Below are 16,532 nucleotides of genomic sequence, written 5' to 3' on the forward strand. Positions count from 1 at the left end.
CTAAACTACAACTGCAACACCATGCTGAATTATTTCTGTCTCAGCTTTTGTAAAACCGCCTTAAAAGACTCATCTTGAGACTCTTTTTCCAATCCCACCACAGAATCCTTGCGACCAATCAATAGGTCCATCAAGTCATTGTCTTCTAAAGCTAGTAACTGACTCAATACCTTTCCATCCTCCACGCTCAATTGAGAACCATAGCGCTCAAAAAAACGCTGCAGAATAAGATCATTTTCAAGCAAACCCCTGCGGGCATCACTCTTTAAACGATATAACTCTGCATTACCGAGGGTCATACTGCCCTACGAACCATTAATTCCTTAATCTTGCCAATTGCCTTGGTAGGATTTAAATGCTTAGGACAAACGTCTACGCAGTTCATGATGGTATGACAACGGAACAAGCGGTATGGGTCTTCCAAGTTGTCTAAGCGCTGTGCTGTATCTTCATCTCGGCTATCTGCAATAAAGCGATATGCTTGAAGCAAACCAGCTGGGCCAACAAACTTATCTGGATTCCACCAGAAAGATGGGCATGAGGTTGAACATGAGGCACATAAAATGCATTCATATAAACCATTCAACTCTTCACGCTCTTCAGGACTCTGGAGTCGCTCTTTCTCTGGAAATGGATTGTCATTTACCAAGTAAGGCTTGATGGACAAGTACTGCTTGAAGAACAAAGTCATATCGACGATCAAGTCACGCACGACTGGCAAACCAGGCAATGGACGTAATGTAATGACTTTGGGCAAGGTCAACATATTAGTTAAGCAAGCCAATCCATTCTTACCATTAATGTTCATTGCATCTGAGCCACAAACACCCTCACGACATGAGCGACGATAGGAAATGCTTTCATCTTGTTTCTTTAGAGAAATCAAGGCATCCAACAACATACGCTCGCCAGTTAATTCAAGCTCATAGCGCTCCATACGTGGCGCCGCATCGGCATCTGGATCGTAGCGGTAAATTTCAAATACACGAATATCACTCATTTTTAATTTCTCTTCGCTTAGAAAGTACGTTCTTTAGGAGGGAAAGACTCAACAGTCAATGGCTTCAAAATCACCGGCTTGTAATCCAATCGATTACCTTCGCTATACCAAAGTGTGTGCTTCATCCAGTTGTCATCATCACGATGTTGATGATCATCATGTGAATGCGCGCCACGACTTTCAGTACGCGCCGCAGCGGAGATCATAGTTGCATTTGCAGCTTCAATTAAGTTAGCAACTTCTAAGGCTTCGATACGTGCTGTATTAAAAATCTCCGATTTATCTTTCAGCCATAAGTGCTTAGCGCGCTCAGTGAGCTTGGCCATTTGACGAACACCCTCGTCCATCAACTCTTGATTACGGAATACGCCAGCATACTTCTGCATCGTTTTACGAATATCGTTTGCAACGTCTTGCGCATACTCACCAGAAGTCGAGTTATCCAGAGCAGCAATGCGAGCCAAAGTTTGCTCGCCAGCATTTGCAGGCAATGGTTTGAATTCACGCTTCTTAAGATCCATGGCAACAATATGGTTACCTGCTGCACGACCGAATACCAATAAGTCGAGTAATGAGTTCGTGCCCAAACGGTTTGCACCGTGAACCGATACACAGGAGCACTCACCAATGGCATAGAGACCATTAACGATTTCATTGGGTTTGCCATTCGCTGGCACAACAACTTGACCATGAATGTTAGTAGGAATACCACCCATCTGATAGTGAATGGTTGGTACAACTGGAATCGGCTCTTTAGTAACGTCAACGTTAGCAAAATTGATACCGATTTCATAAACTGAAGGTAAACGCTTCATGATGGTCTCAGCACCAATATGCGTTAAGTCGAGGACCACGTAATCGCCATTCGGGCCACAACCGCGCCCTTCTTTAATTTCCTGATCCATGCAGCGCGATACAAAATCGCGTGGCGCTAAGTCTTTATAGGTAGGTGCATAACGCTCCATAAAGCGTTCGCCATCTTTATTACGCAAGATGCCGCCTTCACCACGACAACCTTCGGTCAACAACACGCCTGCACCGGCTACGCCAGTTGGGTGGAATTGCCAGAACTCCATATCTTCTAATGGAATGCCCGCACGTGCTGCAAGACCCATACCGTCGCCAGTATTAATAAATGCATTTGTCGATGCATCCCAAATACGACCAGCACCGCCAGTAGCCATCATGACTACTTTGGTTTCTAAAATATAAACTTGGCCCGTTTCCATTTCGAGCGCAGTTACCCCAACGACATCACCAGCATCATCACGGATGAGGTCAAGAGCTAACCACTCAACGAAGAAATTGGTTTTTGCACGAACGTTTCGTTGGTACAAGGTATGCAACATGGCATGACCAGTTCGGTCAGCAGCAGCGCACGCACGCTGAACCGGTTTCTCACCATAATTGGCCGTATGACCACCAAAAGGACGCTGATAAATCGTGCCGTCTGGATTGCGGTCAAATGGCATACCGAAGTGTTCAAGCTCATAGACAACTTTTGGAGCTTCGCGACACATAAACTCGATCACATCTTGGTCGCCTAACCAGTCCGAACCTTTGATCGTGTCGTAAAAATGATAGTGCCAGTTATCTTCACTCATGTTACCGAGGGAGGCACCAATACCGCCCTGGGCAGCAACGGTATGTGAACGTGTTGGGAAAACCTTAGTTAATACCGCAACATTCAAGCCAGCTTCTGCTAACTGCAAAGAAGCACGCATGCCCGAACCACCTGCACCGATAATTACCGCGTCGAAGCGACGGCGTGGTAACACTTTTTTAATCGCGGTCATTGAATTACACTTTCCACAAAATTTGTACGGCATAGGCCGCACAGGCTACGAGATACAAAACAGTTAACACTTGGAGTGTTAGACGAATGCTGACAGGCTTGATGTAATCCATCCAGATATCACGAATGCCAATCCAAGCGTGATAGAACAAGCTGATGAAAAATAACAGTGTCAACAGTTTCATGAACTGGTTACTAAACAAGGCGGCCCAACCTTCATAAGTTGCACTACCAGTGATGCAGTAATCCACTAACAACACGATCGTAAAAACTACCATCACAATGGCCGTGGCACGCTGAATGATCCACTCTTTGAGGCCGTAATGGGCGCCAACAACTAAGCGCTTGGGTCCAATTTGATAAATAGGCATTCGATTTCCTTAATGAAGAAGTGCTTAATACAAGCCAAAAAGTTTGAGGCCAACAATCGCGGTTAGAGCAAGACCTAAGAAAAACACAAAGATCGCAGAGCGATTGGCATCAGCCTTTTCAACGCCAATTTCCAAATCCAACAAGAGATAGCGGATTCCGGCACAGAAATGGTGCAAAAAGGACCAAATTAATCCAAGAAGGATGATTTTTACAAGCGGATGACCAGTAATTGCCTGAAAGGTTTGATAACTCATCTCAGAAGCCAAGCTTTGATCTAAGAGATAAAGCAAGAATGGCAACATCAAGAACAGTGCTGCCCCGCTGATGCGGTGAAGAATAGAAACTTTCCCAGCCCAAGGAAGGCGGTACTTGATTAACTGAGCAAGACCAATGTTACGGTAAACAGGTCTATCTTTTTTTACATTTTGCTGTGCGTCAACCATGGGTAATCTCAATCTTTCGGTGGAGGTTCAGTGTGGTTTTGTTGTGTTGCAACATATTCTATTAGAAACCTAGGGATGGTGGGGACTTTTTAGCGTTTAAAGGGGTTAAAAACTGGTTTTTACTGATTTTGAGTGTACTACCTAGTTCAATTTATTGTCGTAATGCTGGCCATTAGTGTCATATCTTGCGTGCCGAATTTCTACTGGTTTATTCCCGTAGGTGAAAGCCACACGTTCGACAGAAAGTAAGGCGGCGCCTTCGGCAACTTGTAGGTATTTTGCAAGCTCTGGGCTCGCCAGGACCGCCTTGATTTTTTCCTCCGCCCTAACCATATGGGTGGCATATTCACACTCATAAAAGGCATACATTGGGCCAGACCAAGCATTGAGCATCTCCAGATTTAAGCCTTTAAAGCGGGCCTCTGGCAGCCATATTTCTTCAAAAACGATTGGTCGACCTCCAGAGCTTTGCACTCGGTCGATCCGAATAATCGAATCACCTGGCTTTAACTTCAGCAACTGAGCAATATGGGGATCTGACTGGATGTTTTCACAGGCTAAAAACTGGTTTTTCAGGTGTAACTTCTCGCCAGAATCAGGCTCTAAACGCAAAAAGCGATATTGGAAGTCTTCCTCTTGGTGGGTTGCTACAAAGGTGCCCTTACCCTGACGACGTATTAGCAAGTTTTGGGCAGCTAATTCATCAATAGCCTTGCGAACAGTCCCTTGGCTCACTGCATATCGCGCTGCAAGCTCCATCTCGCTGGGGATTGCATCACCAGGCAACCATTCGGAGGCCTGCAAACTCGCCAGAATCATGGCTTTAATTTGCTCATAGAGCGGACTAAATGAGGCAATTGGTTCGGATATAAGGGACAAATTAGCTCCAGGACAACTTATGTTGGATAAAATTGAGGCTTATCTCATATCTTATATAAGACATGATTGACAGTGTAAATGGAAAGTCCATACACTTGAATGGATAATAGAAAAAATAGTTAATTAACCTCAACTGGAGTTATTAGTAATGGCAAAAGCCCCAATGCGTGTTGCAGTCACCGGTGCAGCCGGTCAAATCGGATATTCCCTCCTCTTTCGTATCGCCAATGGCGACTTATTGGGCAAAGATCAGCCAGTCATCCTTCAGTTACTAGAGATTCCAGACGAAAAAGCTCAAAAGGCCCTTGCTGGCGTCATGATGGAGCTTGAAGACTGTGCTTTCCCATTGTTGGCAGGCATGACAGCTCACTCCGACCCAATGACAGCATTTAAAGATATCGATGTAGCTTTGTTGGTTGGCGCACGTCCACGTGGCCCCGGCATGGAGCGCAAAGATTTGCTCTCAGCCAATGCGCAGATTTTCACAGCGCAAGGCAAGGCATTGAATGCCGTAGCCAAGAAAACAGTCAAAGTATTAGTAGTTGGCAATCCAGCAAATACGAACGCCTATATCGCCATGAAATCGGCACCAGATATTCCTGCGAAGAATTTCACGGCAATGCTCCGCCTAGATCACAACCGCGCTCTCTCACAATTAGCTAGCAAACTGGATAAGCCTGTTGCTGATATCGAGAAATTGGTGGTTTGGGGTAACCATAGCCCGACCATGTACCCAGACTATCGCTTTGCGACCATCAATGGCAAGTCTGTAAAAGACAGCATCAACGATGCAGCATGGAATAAAGATACATTCATCCCTACTGTAGGTAAACGTGGCGCCGCCATTATTGAAGCGCGTGGCCTGTCTTCTGCAGCATCTGCAGCTAATGCCGCAATTGATCATGTGCGCGATTGGGTTCTCGGTACCAATGGTAAGTGGGTCACCATGGGTATTCCATCTAAAGGCGAATACGGCATTCCTGCTGAAGTAATCTACGGCTATCCAGTAGTTTGCGAGAATGGCGAATACAAGATGGTTGAAGGTTTAGAAATTGATGAGTTCTCTCGCGAACGCATGAATCACACGCTCAACGAATTACTTGAAGAGCAAGCTGGCGTTAAGCATCTTCTCTCTTAAGGATTTATGCACATGAAGCAAACCCTTCTCATCGCTAGCTTAGTTGTAGCCGCCCTGTTAGGATCCGCCCCAGCTGCTGCTAGCGAAGAAGTATCCACTTGGACTTGTAGCGAAAGTAAGCAATTCAAAACTTCCGGAACAACTGAAACGGTTCGCCTGACTTGGGAATCTAAAACGTTTGACTTGAAGCGCGAAAATTCCCTACCGGGAAGCTTGCGTTATAAAAATGCTACTACCGGACACGATCTTGTCGTGCTGGGTAACAAGGCAATGCTGTTCAATATCAAATCCGGAACTCGCCTTGCTGATTTCTGCCAAACAGCAGAAATGAAAACTGGCAAGCTTCCGCACTTGTTTGCGAATTCAGAGCCATTTGTACAGAACTAAAAGCAATGCTTCATAGTAAAAAAGCCGAGACATTCTCGGCTTTTTTCTTTGTATCTTTCAGCATTAAAAAACTGAATTTACTTAATGAAACAAGGGTTGCTGAGTCGGCGCATCATCTGGCAACTCAGCATGCACAGCATCACCAGATCGGTCTGGAAAGAGTGGCGCTCCGCAGTCATCACAAAGCTCTGGGTCAAAGAGCATGGCATGACGAAAAACATCTTCGACACCTGCATTACGAAGCGCATCTGCAATTCGCTTCATTGGACTTTCGTCATCTGATAAATCATTCAGTGCATCATTGGCAACACTCTCGCGATCGTACAAGGGCCAAATCACTCCGTACACAACTTCAGCAGAGCCTTTTAAACTAAATGAAATTCGATACTCATCAGCCTGGTCCTCACCAAAAGCCCCGACTACGCAGGACAATCCAGCAGGCATCACTCCGAGAGTACTCTCCAGAAAATTCACAGCAGCTCGAATGCTCAGTGGACGCACTTGTTTATCTGCCAATCGACAGTTAGTGAAATACGCTTCTGGTAATAAAAGCTCAAACTCGCAACCCGGTAAGAGTGCGGCAATAGGTTCTTGCATCGCATTTTGCCAACCAATTAAACTCACGCCACGCTCTTGACGTGTTGGCACCTCAGCTTGCCAACGGAATAGCGGCATTCCAGAGGGAGCAGCAACGGCGGCGATGATAAAGCGTGGATCAGCTAAAACCGCAATGGTCTCTGACATATCGCGCAACTCTAACTTAACATCACTAGCGGTGATGGCGGCTGATGCTAAAGCCTCGGTTAGCAAACGCGTTTGACAATGGGAGTGCGGCATTTGATCAATGCTGTAAAGCCAGGGAACAATCGCTAAGCGTGTGTCCGTAGAAGCTATTGAGTTGTGTAATGCAGCGGCAGTAGATTCAATCACATTAACCGGTAATGCCCCAGAGGGAATCTGATAGCGGGTATGAGCAATAATTGGCAAAGCCAATAGCAGCACATCCCAGCTCTGACCCTCATGCTCCATCACCAAGGATTCAGCCAGTGTCTCAGCACAATCAGCAAGGACCTCGAAAGCTAGCGTATTAATGCGAAATGTTTGATCTAAGGAAGCATCGATCACATTTTGATTCTGGCTTTTGAGCAGGCGCATTAAGCGAACATTTAAGCGCTCCTCCCAATATTGGTCTTCAATATGACTGCCAGAAGCCGCCAAAGAAATAGCATCTGCTACGAGGCGCTCAACATCTGGTGAAGCGCGTTGCGAGGATTTAGTGCGATGAACAGCCATGGTGCACTCTCCTACTTTATTTCGGGGCGTCTAAATAACGGTTTTTCTGGCTTAGATTCGGAGGCAACATATTTATAACCATCCAAATTGAAACCCTTCAAATCTACTGGATCAGTGATCCGGTTTTCAACAACATAGCGGGCCATCAACCCCCTAGCTCGCTTTGCATAGAAGGAGATGATTTTGTACTTACCATCCTTACCATCTTGAAATACCGGAGAAATCACCGGGCAATCCAGGTTTTTGGCTTGTAATACCTTGAAATATTCTTCAGAGGCTAAATTGAGAAGCACGGGTTTCTTTTGCTGCTCCAACAGCTTCTTTAGCGAGTCAGTGACACGTTCACCCCAAAAAGCGTATAGATCTTTGCCTCGGGGATTCTTAAAGGCAGTGCCCATCTCGAGGCGGTAAGGCTGCATTAAGTCCAGGGGGCGAAGAGCGCCATACAAGCCTGACAAGATACGGACATGATCTTGCGCAAAATCCATGGCTTTAGGATTTAGCGTCTTGACATCAAATCCGTCATAGACGTCGCCATCAAAAGCATAAATAGCCGGCTTGCTGTTGGCATCCGTAAATTTCTTCGACCAATCGCGATAACGGCCCACATTCAATGCGGCCAACTGATCCGAGAGACCCATCAGATCAGCGACCTCCTGAGGCGAGAGCTTCTTTAGATCAGCTATCAACTTGGCTGATTCGGAGACAAACTCTGGCAAGGTTGAAGCCTTGACCTTGACTGGGGTTTTGTAATCTAGGGATTTCGCGGGTGAAAGGACGATCAACATGGCACAATTTGAAGATGAATTTCTACCATTCTAGCGACTACCTCTCTTATTTGCCCTAAACCGCCTGCATGGACCAAAACCTCGCCCTAAGCCCAGACTTTCCAAGTCGCCTACCTAAGGTGGGCACAACTGTGTTTACGATCATGTCAGCCCTCGCTGCAGAGCATCAAGCTATTAACTTAGGGCAAGGTTTTCCGGACTTTCCCTGCGACCGAAAGCTCATATCCGCTGTTCATGCGGCAATGCTGGCTGATCACAATCAATATCCGCCTATGGTGGGGATTACAGAATTACGCCAGGGTGTGTCACAAAAAATATCGACTCTATATGGTCATGAGTACGATTCCGATACGGAGATCACCATTACTGCCGGCGGTACCCAAGGAATCATGACAGCTATTTTGTGCTGTGTGAGCCCTGGTGATGAAGTTGTCATCATTGAACCTGCCTACGATAGCTATCGCCCATCAATTGATCTGGCGGGAGGCAAAACTGTTGCCGTATCGTTGACTGCCAATCGCGATGATCAAGGAATGGTGAGTTCTTATTCAATACCCTGGGACGATCTAACAAAAGCAATCAACACAAAAACGCGACTCGTCATAATCAATACACCACACAATCCAACCGGCATGGTGTGGCAGACATCTGATCTGGAGCGCCTAGCAAATTTAGTCAGAAATACGAATGCGCTGATCTTAAGCGACGAGGTCTACGAGCACATGGTATTTGATGGCCATCAACATATCAGTATTGCAAGTCTCCCTGAATTAGCAGAGCGCAGTTTTCTGATATCGAGTTTTGGCAAAACTTATCATGTCACCGGCTGGAAGATAGGCTATGTAGCGGCGCCTGTAGCGATGATGAAAGAGTTTCGTAAGGTGCACCAGTTCAACGTGTTTACAGTAAATACGCCAATGCAATACGGTCTTGCAGAGTATCTCAAGAACCCAGATCACTACATAGGATTACCAGCTTTTTATCAAGCCAAGCGAGATTACTTTAGACAAGGTTTGCAGCAAACCAAGTTCAAACTATTGCCAGCGCCAGCAAGCTATTTTCAGTGCGTTAATTACACCAAGCTGGATATCCCCCAAGCCAAATTAAGTGAAGCAGATTTTTGCTCTTGGCTAACCACCGAGATTGGCGTGGCAGCTATACCGGTCTCTGCTTTTTATGCGCAGCCAGTAGAGTCAGGTGTCATCCGTTTTTGTTTTGCTAAAGAAGAAAAGACGCTTTCAAACGCATTAGAGCGTTTACAAACCCTATAGAAAAGGAATTCATTGTGGCGATAAACAAACCGAATAAAGACATCATTGATGTTTACAGTTGGCCAACACCAAATGGTCACAAAGTTCACATCATGCTCGAGGAGTGTGGCTATAAGTTAGGTAAAGACTGGTTTGCTCATCCAATTGATATTGGAGCTGGCGATCAGTTTAAGAAAGAATTCTTGGCGATCAGCCCAAATAACAAGATTCCAGCTATCACCGATCCTAATGGGCCCGACGGCAAGCCTATACATTTATTTGAATCTGGTGCAATCTTGCTATACCTAGCCGCCAAAACGGGAAAGTTTTTACCCAAATCTACCCGGGGCAAATATGAGGTGTTGCAATGGCTCATGTTCCAAATGGGGGGCTTGGGCCCCCTTTTAGGACAAAACCACCATTTTCGAATCTACGCTCCGGAGAAAATTGATTACGCAATTAATCGCTACACCAATGAAGCTAAGCGCTTGTATGGAGTCATAGATCACCAACTGAAAGATAATGCTTACATTGCCGGGAAAAATTACTCCATTGCGGATATTGCTATTTTTCCTTGGACGCGTAATTGGAAGAACCAAGGTATTGATATCAACGAATATCCTCATTTCAAGCGTTGGTTTGAAATGGTTGGTGAACGCCCTGCCGTTAAGCGTGGCGTTGAAGTGTTAACTGCATTACGCAAGCCCTTGCACGATGACAAGGCAAGAGAACAATTATTTGGTTCATCACAGTATCAAAAAAGGAACTAGCATGAAGATTCAATCGGTCGGAGTCATTGGGGCGGGTACGATGGGCAATGGTATTGCGCAGGTTTGCGCAGTTGCCGGTCTTGATGTCGTCATGGTTGATATCAGCGATGCTGCCGTTGAGCGCGGCTTAAACCAAATTAGCAAAAGCTTAGATCGCTTGGTAAAAAAAGAAACGCTCACCCATGAAGATAAAGATGCCGCACTCAAACGCATCAAGGGTGGAACCTCCTACTCTGAATTCAAGGGACTTCAACTAGTCATTGAGGCTGCTACTGAGAACCAAGCTATTAAAGAAAAAATCCTAAAGCAGGTTGATGAGATCGTCGGCAAAGAAACCATCATTGCCACCAATACCTCTTCACTCTCCATCACTAAGCTTGCCGCCTTAGATTCGAATCCGGGCCGTTTTATTGGCATGCACTTTTTCAATCCGCCACCGATGATGGCATTAGTTGAGGTGATTCGAGGCTTGCAAACCTCAGACACCACCCATGCTGCCATTATTGAAATGGCGAAACGAATTGGTAAAGAGCCCATCACCGTGAAGAACTCTCCCGGCTTTGTGGTGAACCGTATTTTGCTGCCAATGATTAATGAAGCTTTCTTTGTTCTGCACGAAGGCCTTGCTAGCCCCGAAGATATAGATGCCGGCATGAAATTAGGCTGCAATCAACCGATTGGTCCACTCGCTTTAGCCGACTTAATTGGTCTGGACACATGCTTAGCTGTTATGGAAGTCTATTTTGAGAACTTCAGCGACTCTAAGTATCGCCCTTGCCCACTGCTGCGCGAAATGGTTGCCGCTGGCTACCTCGGTCGCAAGTCCGGACGTGGCGTCTATACCTACGATCAATGATTTTGCAATTCACCATTCACCCTACACCAACCCAAGTAAAGAAGTTTTTGTGAACCCATTACCCCCTCTAGTTACTAAATTAGCCTATGCAGGCTTAATTCCTTTTGTTGGTCTCGCACTGATGGTGCAGCTCGCGCCAACCCCACTCAATTACCTCAGTGCAGAGTCCTTAGCTGGTTACGGGGCGGTGATTACTGCATTCATGGGTGCATTGCATTGGGGCGCAAATCTACATGCCCTAGGAAAAATACCTCAAGGTGATCGGTGGGGCGATCGCAACGCATGGATCTGGGGAGTGATACCAGCCTTAGTTGCTTGGCTTGCTTTGCATATTTACATCCCAGTTGGCCTAGTCATCTTGGCATCAGCATTAGTGATTCAGCGCAATATCGATAAAGAAACTTATCAATATTATTTTTCCAATGAAGAGGCGCTTAATGCATTTGTCGCCTTACGAAATCGACTCACATTGGTTTCTGCTGGGTGCTTAATTTGGGCAGCGTTAGTTATTTTATTTGTACAGAATTAAATCAGTACCGATGGGCAACCTATTTGACCAAGCACCTCCGCCACCATTGGCAGAGGTATTACGCCCACAATCCATAGAAGAAGTAATCGGTCAGACACATCTGCTCGCAACTGGCAAACCACTGAGTCTTGCCTTTGGATCTGGTAAGCCACATTCGATGATTCTTTGGGGTCCGCCGGGAGTTGGCAAGACTACCTTAGCAAGACTGTCAGCGAAAGCTTTTGATCGAGAATTTATCGCCATTTCAGCTGTGCTTGCCGGGGTAAAAGAAATTCGGGAGGCTATTGAGCAAGCGCAACGGAGCATGTCTCAATATGGCAGACAGACTATATTGTTTGTAGATGAGATTCATCGATTTAATAAAAGTCAGCAAGATGCCTTGTTGCCATATGTTGAGTCTGGCTTATTTAACTTCATTGGTGCTACAACTGAAAACCCTTCATTTGAGGTGAACTCAGCCCTACTTTCACGCGCACAAGTCTATGTACTGAAATCATTGGATGCTGTGGAGCTTAAGCAGTTATTTGATCGAGCATGTAACTATGCAATGCCTGATATTCCTTTTGAACCAGAGGCAATTGATAGCTTAATTTCTCATGCAGATGGTGATGCAAGGCGATTACTCAATCTAGTAGAGCAAGTGCGTAATGCAGTCTCAACACCAAACTCTCAGATTCGCAGAATAGATCAGCAGTTTATTGAAAATGCCTTAACAGTCCAGGCACGTCGTTTCGATAAAGGCGGAGATCACTTTTACGATCAAATATCTGCTCTACATAAATCGGTGCGCGGCTCCAATCCCGATGCTGCGCTGTATTGGTTTTGTCGAATGATAGATGGCGGTGCAGACCCCCGATATCTTGCACGCAGAATTATTCGCATGGCGTGGGAAGATATTGGACTTGCCGACCCCAGAGCGATGCAACTAGCTAATGATGCTGCTCAAACTTTTGAGCGGCTTGGCTCACCGGAGGGTGAATTAGCACTAGGTCAAGCCGTTGTTTATTTAGCGATCGCCGCTAAAAGTAATGCAAGTTATCAGGCGTACAACGCGGCAAGGGCTTATGTTGCTAGCGATCAAAGTAAACCTGTGCCCAACCATTTACGCAATGCCCCAAGCAAACTCATGAAAGATTTGGGTCACGGCAAAGAATACCGTTATGCACATGATGAACCACATGCCTATGCTGCTGGAGAAACTTACTTACCCGATGGAATGGCTGAGCCTCATTGGTATCAGCCAGTTGATCGGGGCTTAGAAAGCCAGATTGCCGAGAAGATGGCCTTCTTGCGCAAGTTAGATGAGGAGGCTAAATAGAAATGAGCCAAGATCAAGTAGAGCAAAAACGGACTACAGGTACGTTCTACTACGACATCATTTCTCCATTCTCCTATTTTTATATCAAGCAACGTCATCGCCTTGAAAAACGCATCGACATTCAACCCATACCCATCTTATTAGGCGGCCTACTCCGCGCGACTGATAATCGCGGACCTGGAGAGGTAGAAGCCAAACGCCCCCATACCTATCAATATTGCGTGTGGCTAGCTGAAAAGTTAGATTTACCCTTTCGCTTTCCAGAGCATCACCCTTTTCTTACCGTTGCAGCACAGCGTTTACTAGTAGAGCAAGATGCTCAATGGGACATGGTTGAGCGCGCGTTTGCATATGTATGGGTAGAAGGTAAAGATCCCAATTTATCTTGGCGTGAGTTTTGCCAATACCTTGGCTTAGAAGCAAACACTCCAAAACCAGATACCCCAGAAGTCAAAGCCCAACTCATTCGTAATACAGAGAAGGCGAAAGTGGATGGAGCATTTGGTGTGCCTACTCTCGTGATCAATGGGCATGCTTTTTGGGGCGTCGACACCATTGATTGGGCCTTAAATTATCTCGATCGGCCGAATATGTTTGAGGAGGCGGCTTATTCCTATGCCGGTCAAGTACCCTCAGGGCTTTGAGCAATACAATCAGATTTACTCTATTTTCACTCGATTCTTAAGGACACTTAGTATGCGTAAGATCATTGCCTCCCTATTTTTGGTTTCCAGCCTCATTGCTAGTGCTGCAAGCTTTGCTGGCCCTAAAGTGGAATTTAAAACCACCATGGGTAATTTTGTTGTTGAGCTTGATTCAGTAAAGGCACCAAAAACTTCGGCTAACTTTTTGAACTATGTGAATAGCGGTTTCTATAACGGCACAATTTTTCACCGCGTAATAGATGGCTTCATGATTCAGGGCGGTGGATTTACTTCGGACTTGACACAAAAACCGACCAATGCGCCTGTAGTTTCAGAAGCTCAAAATGGTCTTAAGAATCAAACTTACACGATCGCTATGGCACGCACTTCTGACCCCGATTCAGCAACAGCACAATTCTTCATCAATGTGAAAGATAATGAGGGCTTGAATTACCCTAATGCTATGGGTAATGGCTATACCGTTTTCGGTACAGTGATTTCAGGTACCCAAACAATCGATGCCATTCGTAAAATCCCAACCATGGTGGCATCATCGCCAAAAATGGGTCGCATGTCAGACGTACCTAGCAAGACTGTCACGATTGAATCGGCTACTGTTTTAAAGTAATTTCCACCAGATTATTAGAGCGCTGACGGTAGATAGCATGATCCTGCTCGACGATGCCCAGAGCACTACAGCAAAGCCGAGCAGTCGCCTGTATGAGCAGGCGCTCCAGTACTGGACGATCTATCCTCAGTCCTGCCATACGCAGACAATTAAGACTATAGATCAATGCCTGCAGGATATTAATAAAGCATTGACCCAGGGAGAGTATGTTGTCGCTGCGTTTGCTTATGAACTTGGTCTATACATTCACAATATAGATGTACTAGCTCAACGTGAAAGTAAAGAGCATCCATTAATCCAGGCATGGTCTTTTAAATCCTACGAAAGATTTAGCAAGGCAGATGTTGATCATTACATCGCAAAAAAGATAGCAACTCTAGAACCCGAGGCTCAAGCTGCAGGCGTAGCTAATCTTCATTTTTCTGTTGACCAAGAGGGGTTTACCTCTGACATTCAGACTATTCAAGAGTACATTCGCAATGGCGACACTTATCAAATTAATCATACCTTTCGGATTACGGGTGAAGTCTATGGTGACCCACTCTCTCTATACGCACGATTAAGGGAGCGACAGCCGGGAAGATTTGGTGCATTTATTGCACAAGACTCAAACTTTATCCTGTCCCAATCGCCCGAATTATTTATTCAAAGGCAAGGCAATACTGTGAAAGCCATGCCGATGAAAGGCACTGCCAGTGCGTTAAACGATACGGCCGAGCATTTATCGGCGGATACAAAGAATCAAGCAGAGAATGTGATGATCGTCGATTTATTACGCAACGATCTGAGTCGACTTGCCTTACCAGGAACAGTCACCGTTCCCAAGCTATTTGAGGTGACTCAGTACGGCGATGTCCTGCAAATGACATCTACCGTTCAAGCTGAAATAAAGCCTGAGATGAAATTAGGAGACGTGCTCAATGCGGTATTCCCCTGTGGATCTGTGACGGGTGCCCCCAAAAAACGCAGCATGGAGATCATCCAAGAATTAGAACCTCAAGATCGAGCCTACTATTGTGGCGCCCTGGGCTGGATTGATCCGAGTGGTGACTTTGCGTTTAGCGTTCCCATTCGCACACTTGAAATTCATCAGGATGCAAAAACACATGCCTTACCCTTTTCTTTGGGCATTGGTGCCGGCATTACGATTGACTCAGAGCCTGAGCAGGAGTGGGAAGAATGTCAAATTAAAGCTGCATTCTTAAGCAAGCTACCAAGTAGCCTAGGATTATTTGAAACTATCTTAGTTCGAAAAGGTCAGGCTCAGCATGTTCAGCTTCATCTAGCACGCATAGTCAATTCCGCATTAGCGCTTGGCATTCCCTGCTCAGTGCCGGACATCATGAAACTGATTGAGATTGGGTGTAAAAACTGCTCAATAGATACTGAGTATCGATTGCGCTTGGATCTCGATCATCTAGGGATTGCGACTTATCAAATAGCGCCCATCAGCCCACTAGAAGGATCCGTAAAAATCTTTTGGGCAAGGGATATTTTGCCCAATTCAAATATGGCCACACTTCACTCCGGCAATATTTTATTGAGACATAAGGTGAGCACTCGAAATCTCTATGACCAAGCCTGGAGATTGGCAGAGGACCTTAGTGGCTTTGATGCCCTTTTTACAAATGAGCAAGGGTATGTCACTGAAGGTGGAAGAAGCAGTATTTTTGTAAAATCTGGAGATAGCTGGCTGACACCGCCCGTCTCAGCAGGTTTGTTGCCAGGGGTGATGAGATCCATCATATTGAATGATCCTCAATGGAATGCCCATGAAGTCAACCTGACTATTGATGATATTCAGAATGCAAAAGAGATTATGCTTAGCAATGCTTTACGCGGCCTCATCCCCGCCCATTTCTAGAAAGTCCGCATGAAGTTTTGCTCGCACTGTGCAGCACCCATCAGCATCAAGATTCCTGTGGATGATTCACGGGAACGTCATGTATGCGACTCTTGTGGAAGCATTCATTATTTCAATCCACGTAACGTAGTTGGCAGCATCCCTGTCTTTGGCAATCAAGTTTTATTGTGCCGTCGCGCTATAGAACCTCGCCATGGTTACTGGACTTTACCTGCTGGATTCATGGAGCTTGGTGAAAGTACTAGCACTGGGGCAGCACGTGAAACACAGGAAGAGGCCGGCGCTATTGTTCAAATCGGTCCACTCTACTCTCTTCTCAATGTGCCACATGCAGAACAGGTACATCTTTTTTATCTAGCTTCGATGAATTCTCCAAACTTTCAAGCGGGAGAAGAAAGTCTAGAGGTTGCGCTATTTGATGAGCAGGATATTCCGTGGGAGGAAATTGCCTTTCCAACCGTGAAGCAAACTCTTGAGTGGTTCTTTGCTGATCGTGCTGCCGGTGTATTTGAGTCTGGTAATGAGTTTAGCGTTCGTAGCAGAGACATTCTGCCAACTGAAAAAATTTAAATACCACA

General features: G+C 45.7%; 19 protein-coding genes. 11 read left to right on the top strand and 8 right to left on the bottom strand.

The annotated features are described in order from the left end of the window. Window positions 1-29: 29 nt before the first annotated feature. From ICV89_RS05690 to ICV89_RS05715, 6 genes are all read right to left on the bottom strand, one after another. Complete coding sequence (locus tag ICV89_RS05690) at window positions 30-299, bottom strand: succinate dehydrogenase assembly factor 2 (protein WP_215307264.1); 270 nt, start codon at window positions 297-299, stop codon at window positions 30-32. Next, window positions 296-1,000: a succinate dehydrogenase iron-sulfur subunit gene (locus ICV89_RS05695; RefSeq protein ID WP_215307266.1), complete on the bottom strand. Its 705-nt coding sequence runs from the start codon at window positions 998-1,000 to the stop codon at window positions 296-298. Before ICV89_RS05695 ends, ICV89_RS05690 begins: the two co-directional genes overlap by 4 nt. 17 nt (window positions 1,001-1,017) lie before the next feature. Then, window positions 1,018-2,796, bottom strand: coding sequence for a succinate dehydrogenase flavoprotein subunit (gene sdhA, locus ICV89_RS05700; protein WP_215307268.1), 1,779 nt, complete (start codon window positions 2,794-2,796; stop codon window positions 1,018-1,020). A 4-nt stretch (window positions 2,797-2,800) separates the two neighbouring features. Beyond that, a complete protein-coding gene (sdhD, locus tag ICV89_RS05705; RefSeq protein ID WP_215304178.1) occupies window positions 2,801-3,166 on the bottom strand; it encodes a succinate dehydrogenase, hydrophobic membrane anchor protein in 366 nt (121 codons plus the stop codon). A gap of 24 nt (window positions 3,167-3,190) precedes the next feature. After that, a complete protein-coding gene (gene sdhC, locus ICV89_RS05710) occupies window positions 3,191-3,610 on the bottom strand; it encodes a succinate dehydrogenase, cytochrome b556 subunit (protein WP_215307270.1) in 420 nt (139 codons plus the stop codon). Window positions 3,611-3,751: 141 nt separating this feature from the next. Continuing rightward, window positions 3,752-4,489, bottom strand: a complete 738-nt coding sequence (locus tag ICV89_RS05715; protein WP_215307272.1) for a GntR family transcriptional regulator — start codon at window positions 4,487-4,489, stop codon at window positions 3,752-3,754. 148 nt (window positions 4,490-4,637) lie between these two features. Here ICV89_RS05715 and ICV89_RS05720 point away from each other — a divergent pair, with 148 nt between their 5' ends. Both ICV89_RS05720 and ICV89_RS05725 read left to right on the top strand, forming a co-directional pair. Next, a complete protein-coding gene (locus tag ICV89_RS05720) occupies window positions 4,638-5,627 on the top strand; it encodes a malate dehydrogenase (RefSeq protein ID WP_215307274.1) in 990 nt (329 codons plus the stop codon). 12 nt (window positions 5,628-5,639) lie between these two features. After that, the gene (locus ICV89_RS05725) at window positions 5,640-6,014 is read left to right on the top strand and encodes a hypothetical protein (protein WP_215307276.1); all 375 of its coding nucleotides are present in this window, start codon (window positions 5,640-5,642) and stop codon (window positions 6,012-6,014) included. Window positions 6,015-6,095: 81 nt separating this feature from the next. Here ICV89_RS05725 and ICV89_RS05730 read toward each other — a convergent pair whose 3' ends face one another. Together ICV89_RS05730 and yaaA are read right to left on the bottom strand one after the other, a co-directional pair. Then, window positions 6,096-7,307, bottom strand: coding sequence for a DUF2863 family protein (locus tag ICV89_RS05730; protein ID WP_215307278.1), 1,212 nt, complete (start codon window positions 7,305-7,307; stop codon window positions 6,096-6,098). Between the two features lie 11 nt (window positions 7,308-7,318). Beyond that, complete coding sequence (gene yaaA / locus ICV89_RS05735) at window positions 7,319-8,095, bottom strand: peroxide stress protein YaaA (RefSeq protein ID WP_215307280.1); 777 nt, start codon at window positions 8,093-8,095, stop codon at window positions 7,319-7,321. Window positions 8,096-8,163: 68 nt separating this feature from the next. Between yaaA and ICV89_RS05740 the strand changes: the two genes are divergently transcribed. Genes ICV89_RS05740 through ICV89_RS05780 form a run of 9 tightly spaced genes read left to right on the top strand, consistent with a single transcriptional unit; the run spans window position 8,164 to window position 16,524 of the window. Further along, window positions 8,164-9,366, top strand: coding sequence for a methionine aminotransferase (locus ICV89_RS05740; protein WP_215307282.1), 1,203 nt, complete (start codon window positions 8,164-8,166; stop codon window positions 9,364-9,366). Between the two features lie 41 nt (window positions 9,367-9,407). Further along, complete coding sequence (locus ICV89_RS05745) at window positions 9,408-10,115, top strand: glutathione binding-like protein (RefSeq protein WP_215310340.1); 708 nt, start codon at window positions 9,408-9,410, stop codon at window positions 10,113-10,115. 1 nt (window position 10,116) lies between these two features. Continuing rightward, entirely contained in the window at window positions 10,117-10,971 is an 855-nt protein-coding gene (locus ICV89_RS05750; protein ID WP_215307284.1) for a 3-hydroxybutyryl-CoA dehydrogenase, read from the top strand. A gap of 49 nt (window positions 10,972-11,020) precedes the next feature. Then, on the top strand, window positions 11,021-11,500 hold the full coding sequence (locus ICV89_RS05755; RefSeq protein WP_215307285.1) for a DUF3429 domain-containing protein: 480 nt from the start codon (window positions 11,021-11,023) through the stop codon (window positions 11,498-11,500). 10 nt (window positions 11,501-11,510) lie between these two features. Then, entirely contained in the window at window positions 11,511-12,818 is a 1,308-nt protein-coding gene (locus tag ICV89_RS05760; protein WP_215307287.1) for a replication-associated recombination protein A, read from the top strand. A gap of 2 nt (window positions 12,819-12,820) precedes the next feature. Continuing rightward, window positions 12,821-13,462: a 2-hydroxychromene-2-carboxylate isomerase gene (locus ICV89_RS05765; RefSeq protein WP_215307289.1), complete on the top strand. Its 642-nt coding sequence runs from the start codon at window positions 12,821-12,823 to the stop codon at window positions 13,460-13,462. 52 nt (window positions 13,463-13,514) lie between these two features. Continuing rightward, on the top strand, window positions 13,515-14,090 hold the full coding sequence (locus ICV89_RS05770) for a peptidylprolyl isomerase (RefSeq protein WP_215307291.1): 576 nt from the start codon (window positions 13,515-13,517) through the stop codon (window positions 14,088-14,090). Window positions 14,091-14,127: 37 nt separating this feature from the next. Further along, window positions 14,128-15,954, top strand: a complete 1,827-nt coding sequence (locus tag ICV89_RS05775) for a bifunctional chorismate-binding protein/class IV aminotransferase (protein ID WP_215307292.1) — start codon at window positions 14,128-14,130, stop codon at window positions 15,952-15,954. 9 nt (window positions 15,955-15,963) lie between these two features. Then, on the top strand, window positions 15,964-16,524 hold the full coding sequence (locus ICV89_RS05780) for an NUDIX hydrolase (protein ID WP_215307294.1): 561 nt from the start codon (window positions 15,964-15,966) through the stop codon (window positions 16,522-16,524). Window positions 16,525-16,532 lie beyond the last annotated feature (8 nt).

This window comes from Polynucleobacter sp. Adler-ghost (assembly GCF_018688495.1).
GTDB lineage: Bacteria > Pseudomonadota > Gammaproteobacteria > Burkholderiales > Burkholderiaceae > Polynucleobacter.

Coding starts and splice junctions, on each gene's coding strand:
- ICV89_RS05690 (WP_215307264.1), bottom strand. CDS start 299: ATGACCCTCGGTAATGCAGAGTTATATCGTTTAAAGAGTGATGCCCGC.
- ICV89_RS05695 (WP_215307266.1), bottom strand. CDS start 1,000: ATGAGTGATATTCGTGTATTTGAAATTTACCGCTACGATCCAGATGCC.
- sdhA (WP_215307268.1), bottom strand. CDS start 2,796: ATGACCGCGATTAAAAAAGTGTTACCACGCCGTCGCTTCGACGCGGTA.
- sdhD (WP_215304178.1), bottom strand. CDS start 3,166: ATGCCTATTTATCAAATTGGACCCAAGCGCTTAGTTGTTGGCGCCCAT.
- sdhC (WP_215307270.1), bottom strand. CDS start 3,610: ATGGTTGACGCACAGCAAAATGTAAAAAAAGATAGACCTGTTTACCGT.
- ICV89_RS05720 (WP_215307274.1), top strand. CDS start 4,638: ATGGCAAAAGCCCCAATGCGTGTTGCAGTCACCGGTGCAGCCGGTCAA.
- ICV89_RS05725 (WP_215307276.1), top strand. CDS start 5,640: ATGAAGCAAACCCTTCTCATCGCTAGCTTAGTTGTAGCCGCCCTGTTA.
- ICV89_RS05730 (WP_215307278.1), bottom strand. CDS start 7,307: ATGGCTGTTCATCGCACTAAATCCTCGCAACGCGCTTCACCAGATGTT.
- yaaA (WP_215307280.1), bottom strand. CDS start 8,095: ATGTTGATCGTCCTTTCACCCGCGAAATCCCTAGATTACAAAACCCCA.
- ICV89_RS05740 (WP_215307282.1), top strand. CDS start 8,164: ATGGACCAAAACCTCGCCCTAAGCCCAGACTTTCCAAGTCGCCTACCT.
- ICV89_RS05750 (WP_215307284.1), top strand. CDS start 10,117: ATGAAGATTCAATCGGTCGGAGTCATTGGGGCGGGTACGATGGGCAAT.
- ICV89_RS05760 (WP_215307287.1), top strand. CDS start 11,511: ATGGGCAACCTATTTGACCAAGCACCTCCGCCACCATTGGCAGAGGTA.
- ICV89_RS05765 (WP_215307289.1), top strand. CDS start 12,821: ATGAGCCAAGATCAAGTAGAGCAAAAACGGACTACAGGTACGTTCTAC.
- ICV89_RS05770 (WP_215307291.1), top strand. CDS start 13,515: ATGCGTAAGATCATTGCCTCCCTATTTTTGGTTTCCAGCCTCATTGCT.
- ICV89_RS05775 (WP_215307292.1), top strand. CDS start 14,128: ATGATCCTGCTCGACGATGCCCAGAGCACTACAGCAAAGCCGAGCAGT.
- ICV89_RS05780 (WP_215307294.1), top strand. CDS start 15,964: ATGAAGTTTTGCTCGCACTGTGCAGCACCCATCAGCATCAAGATTCCT.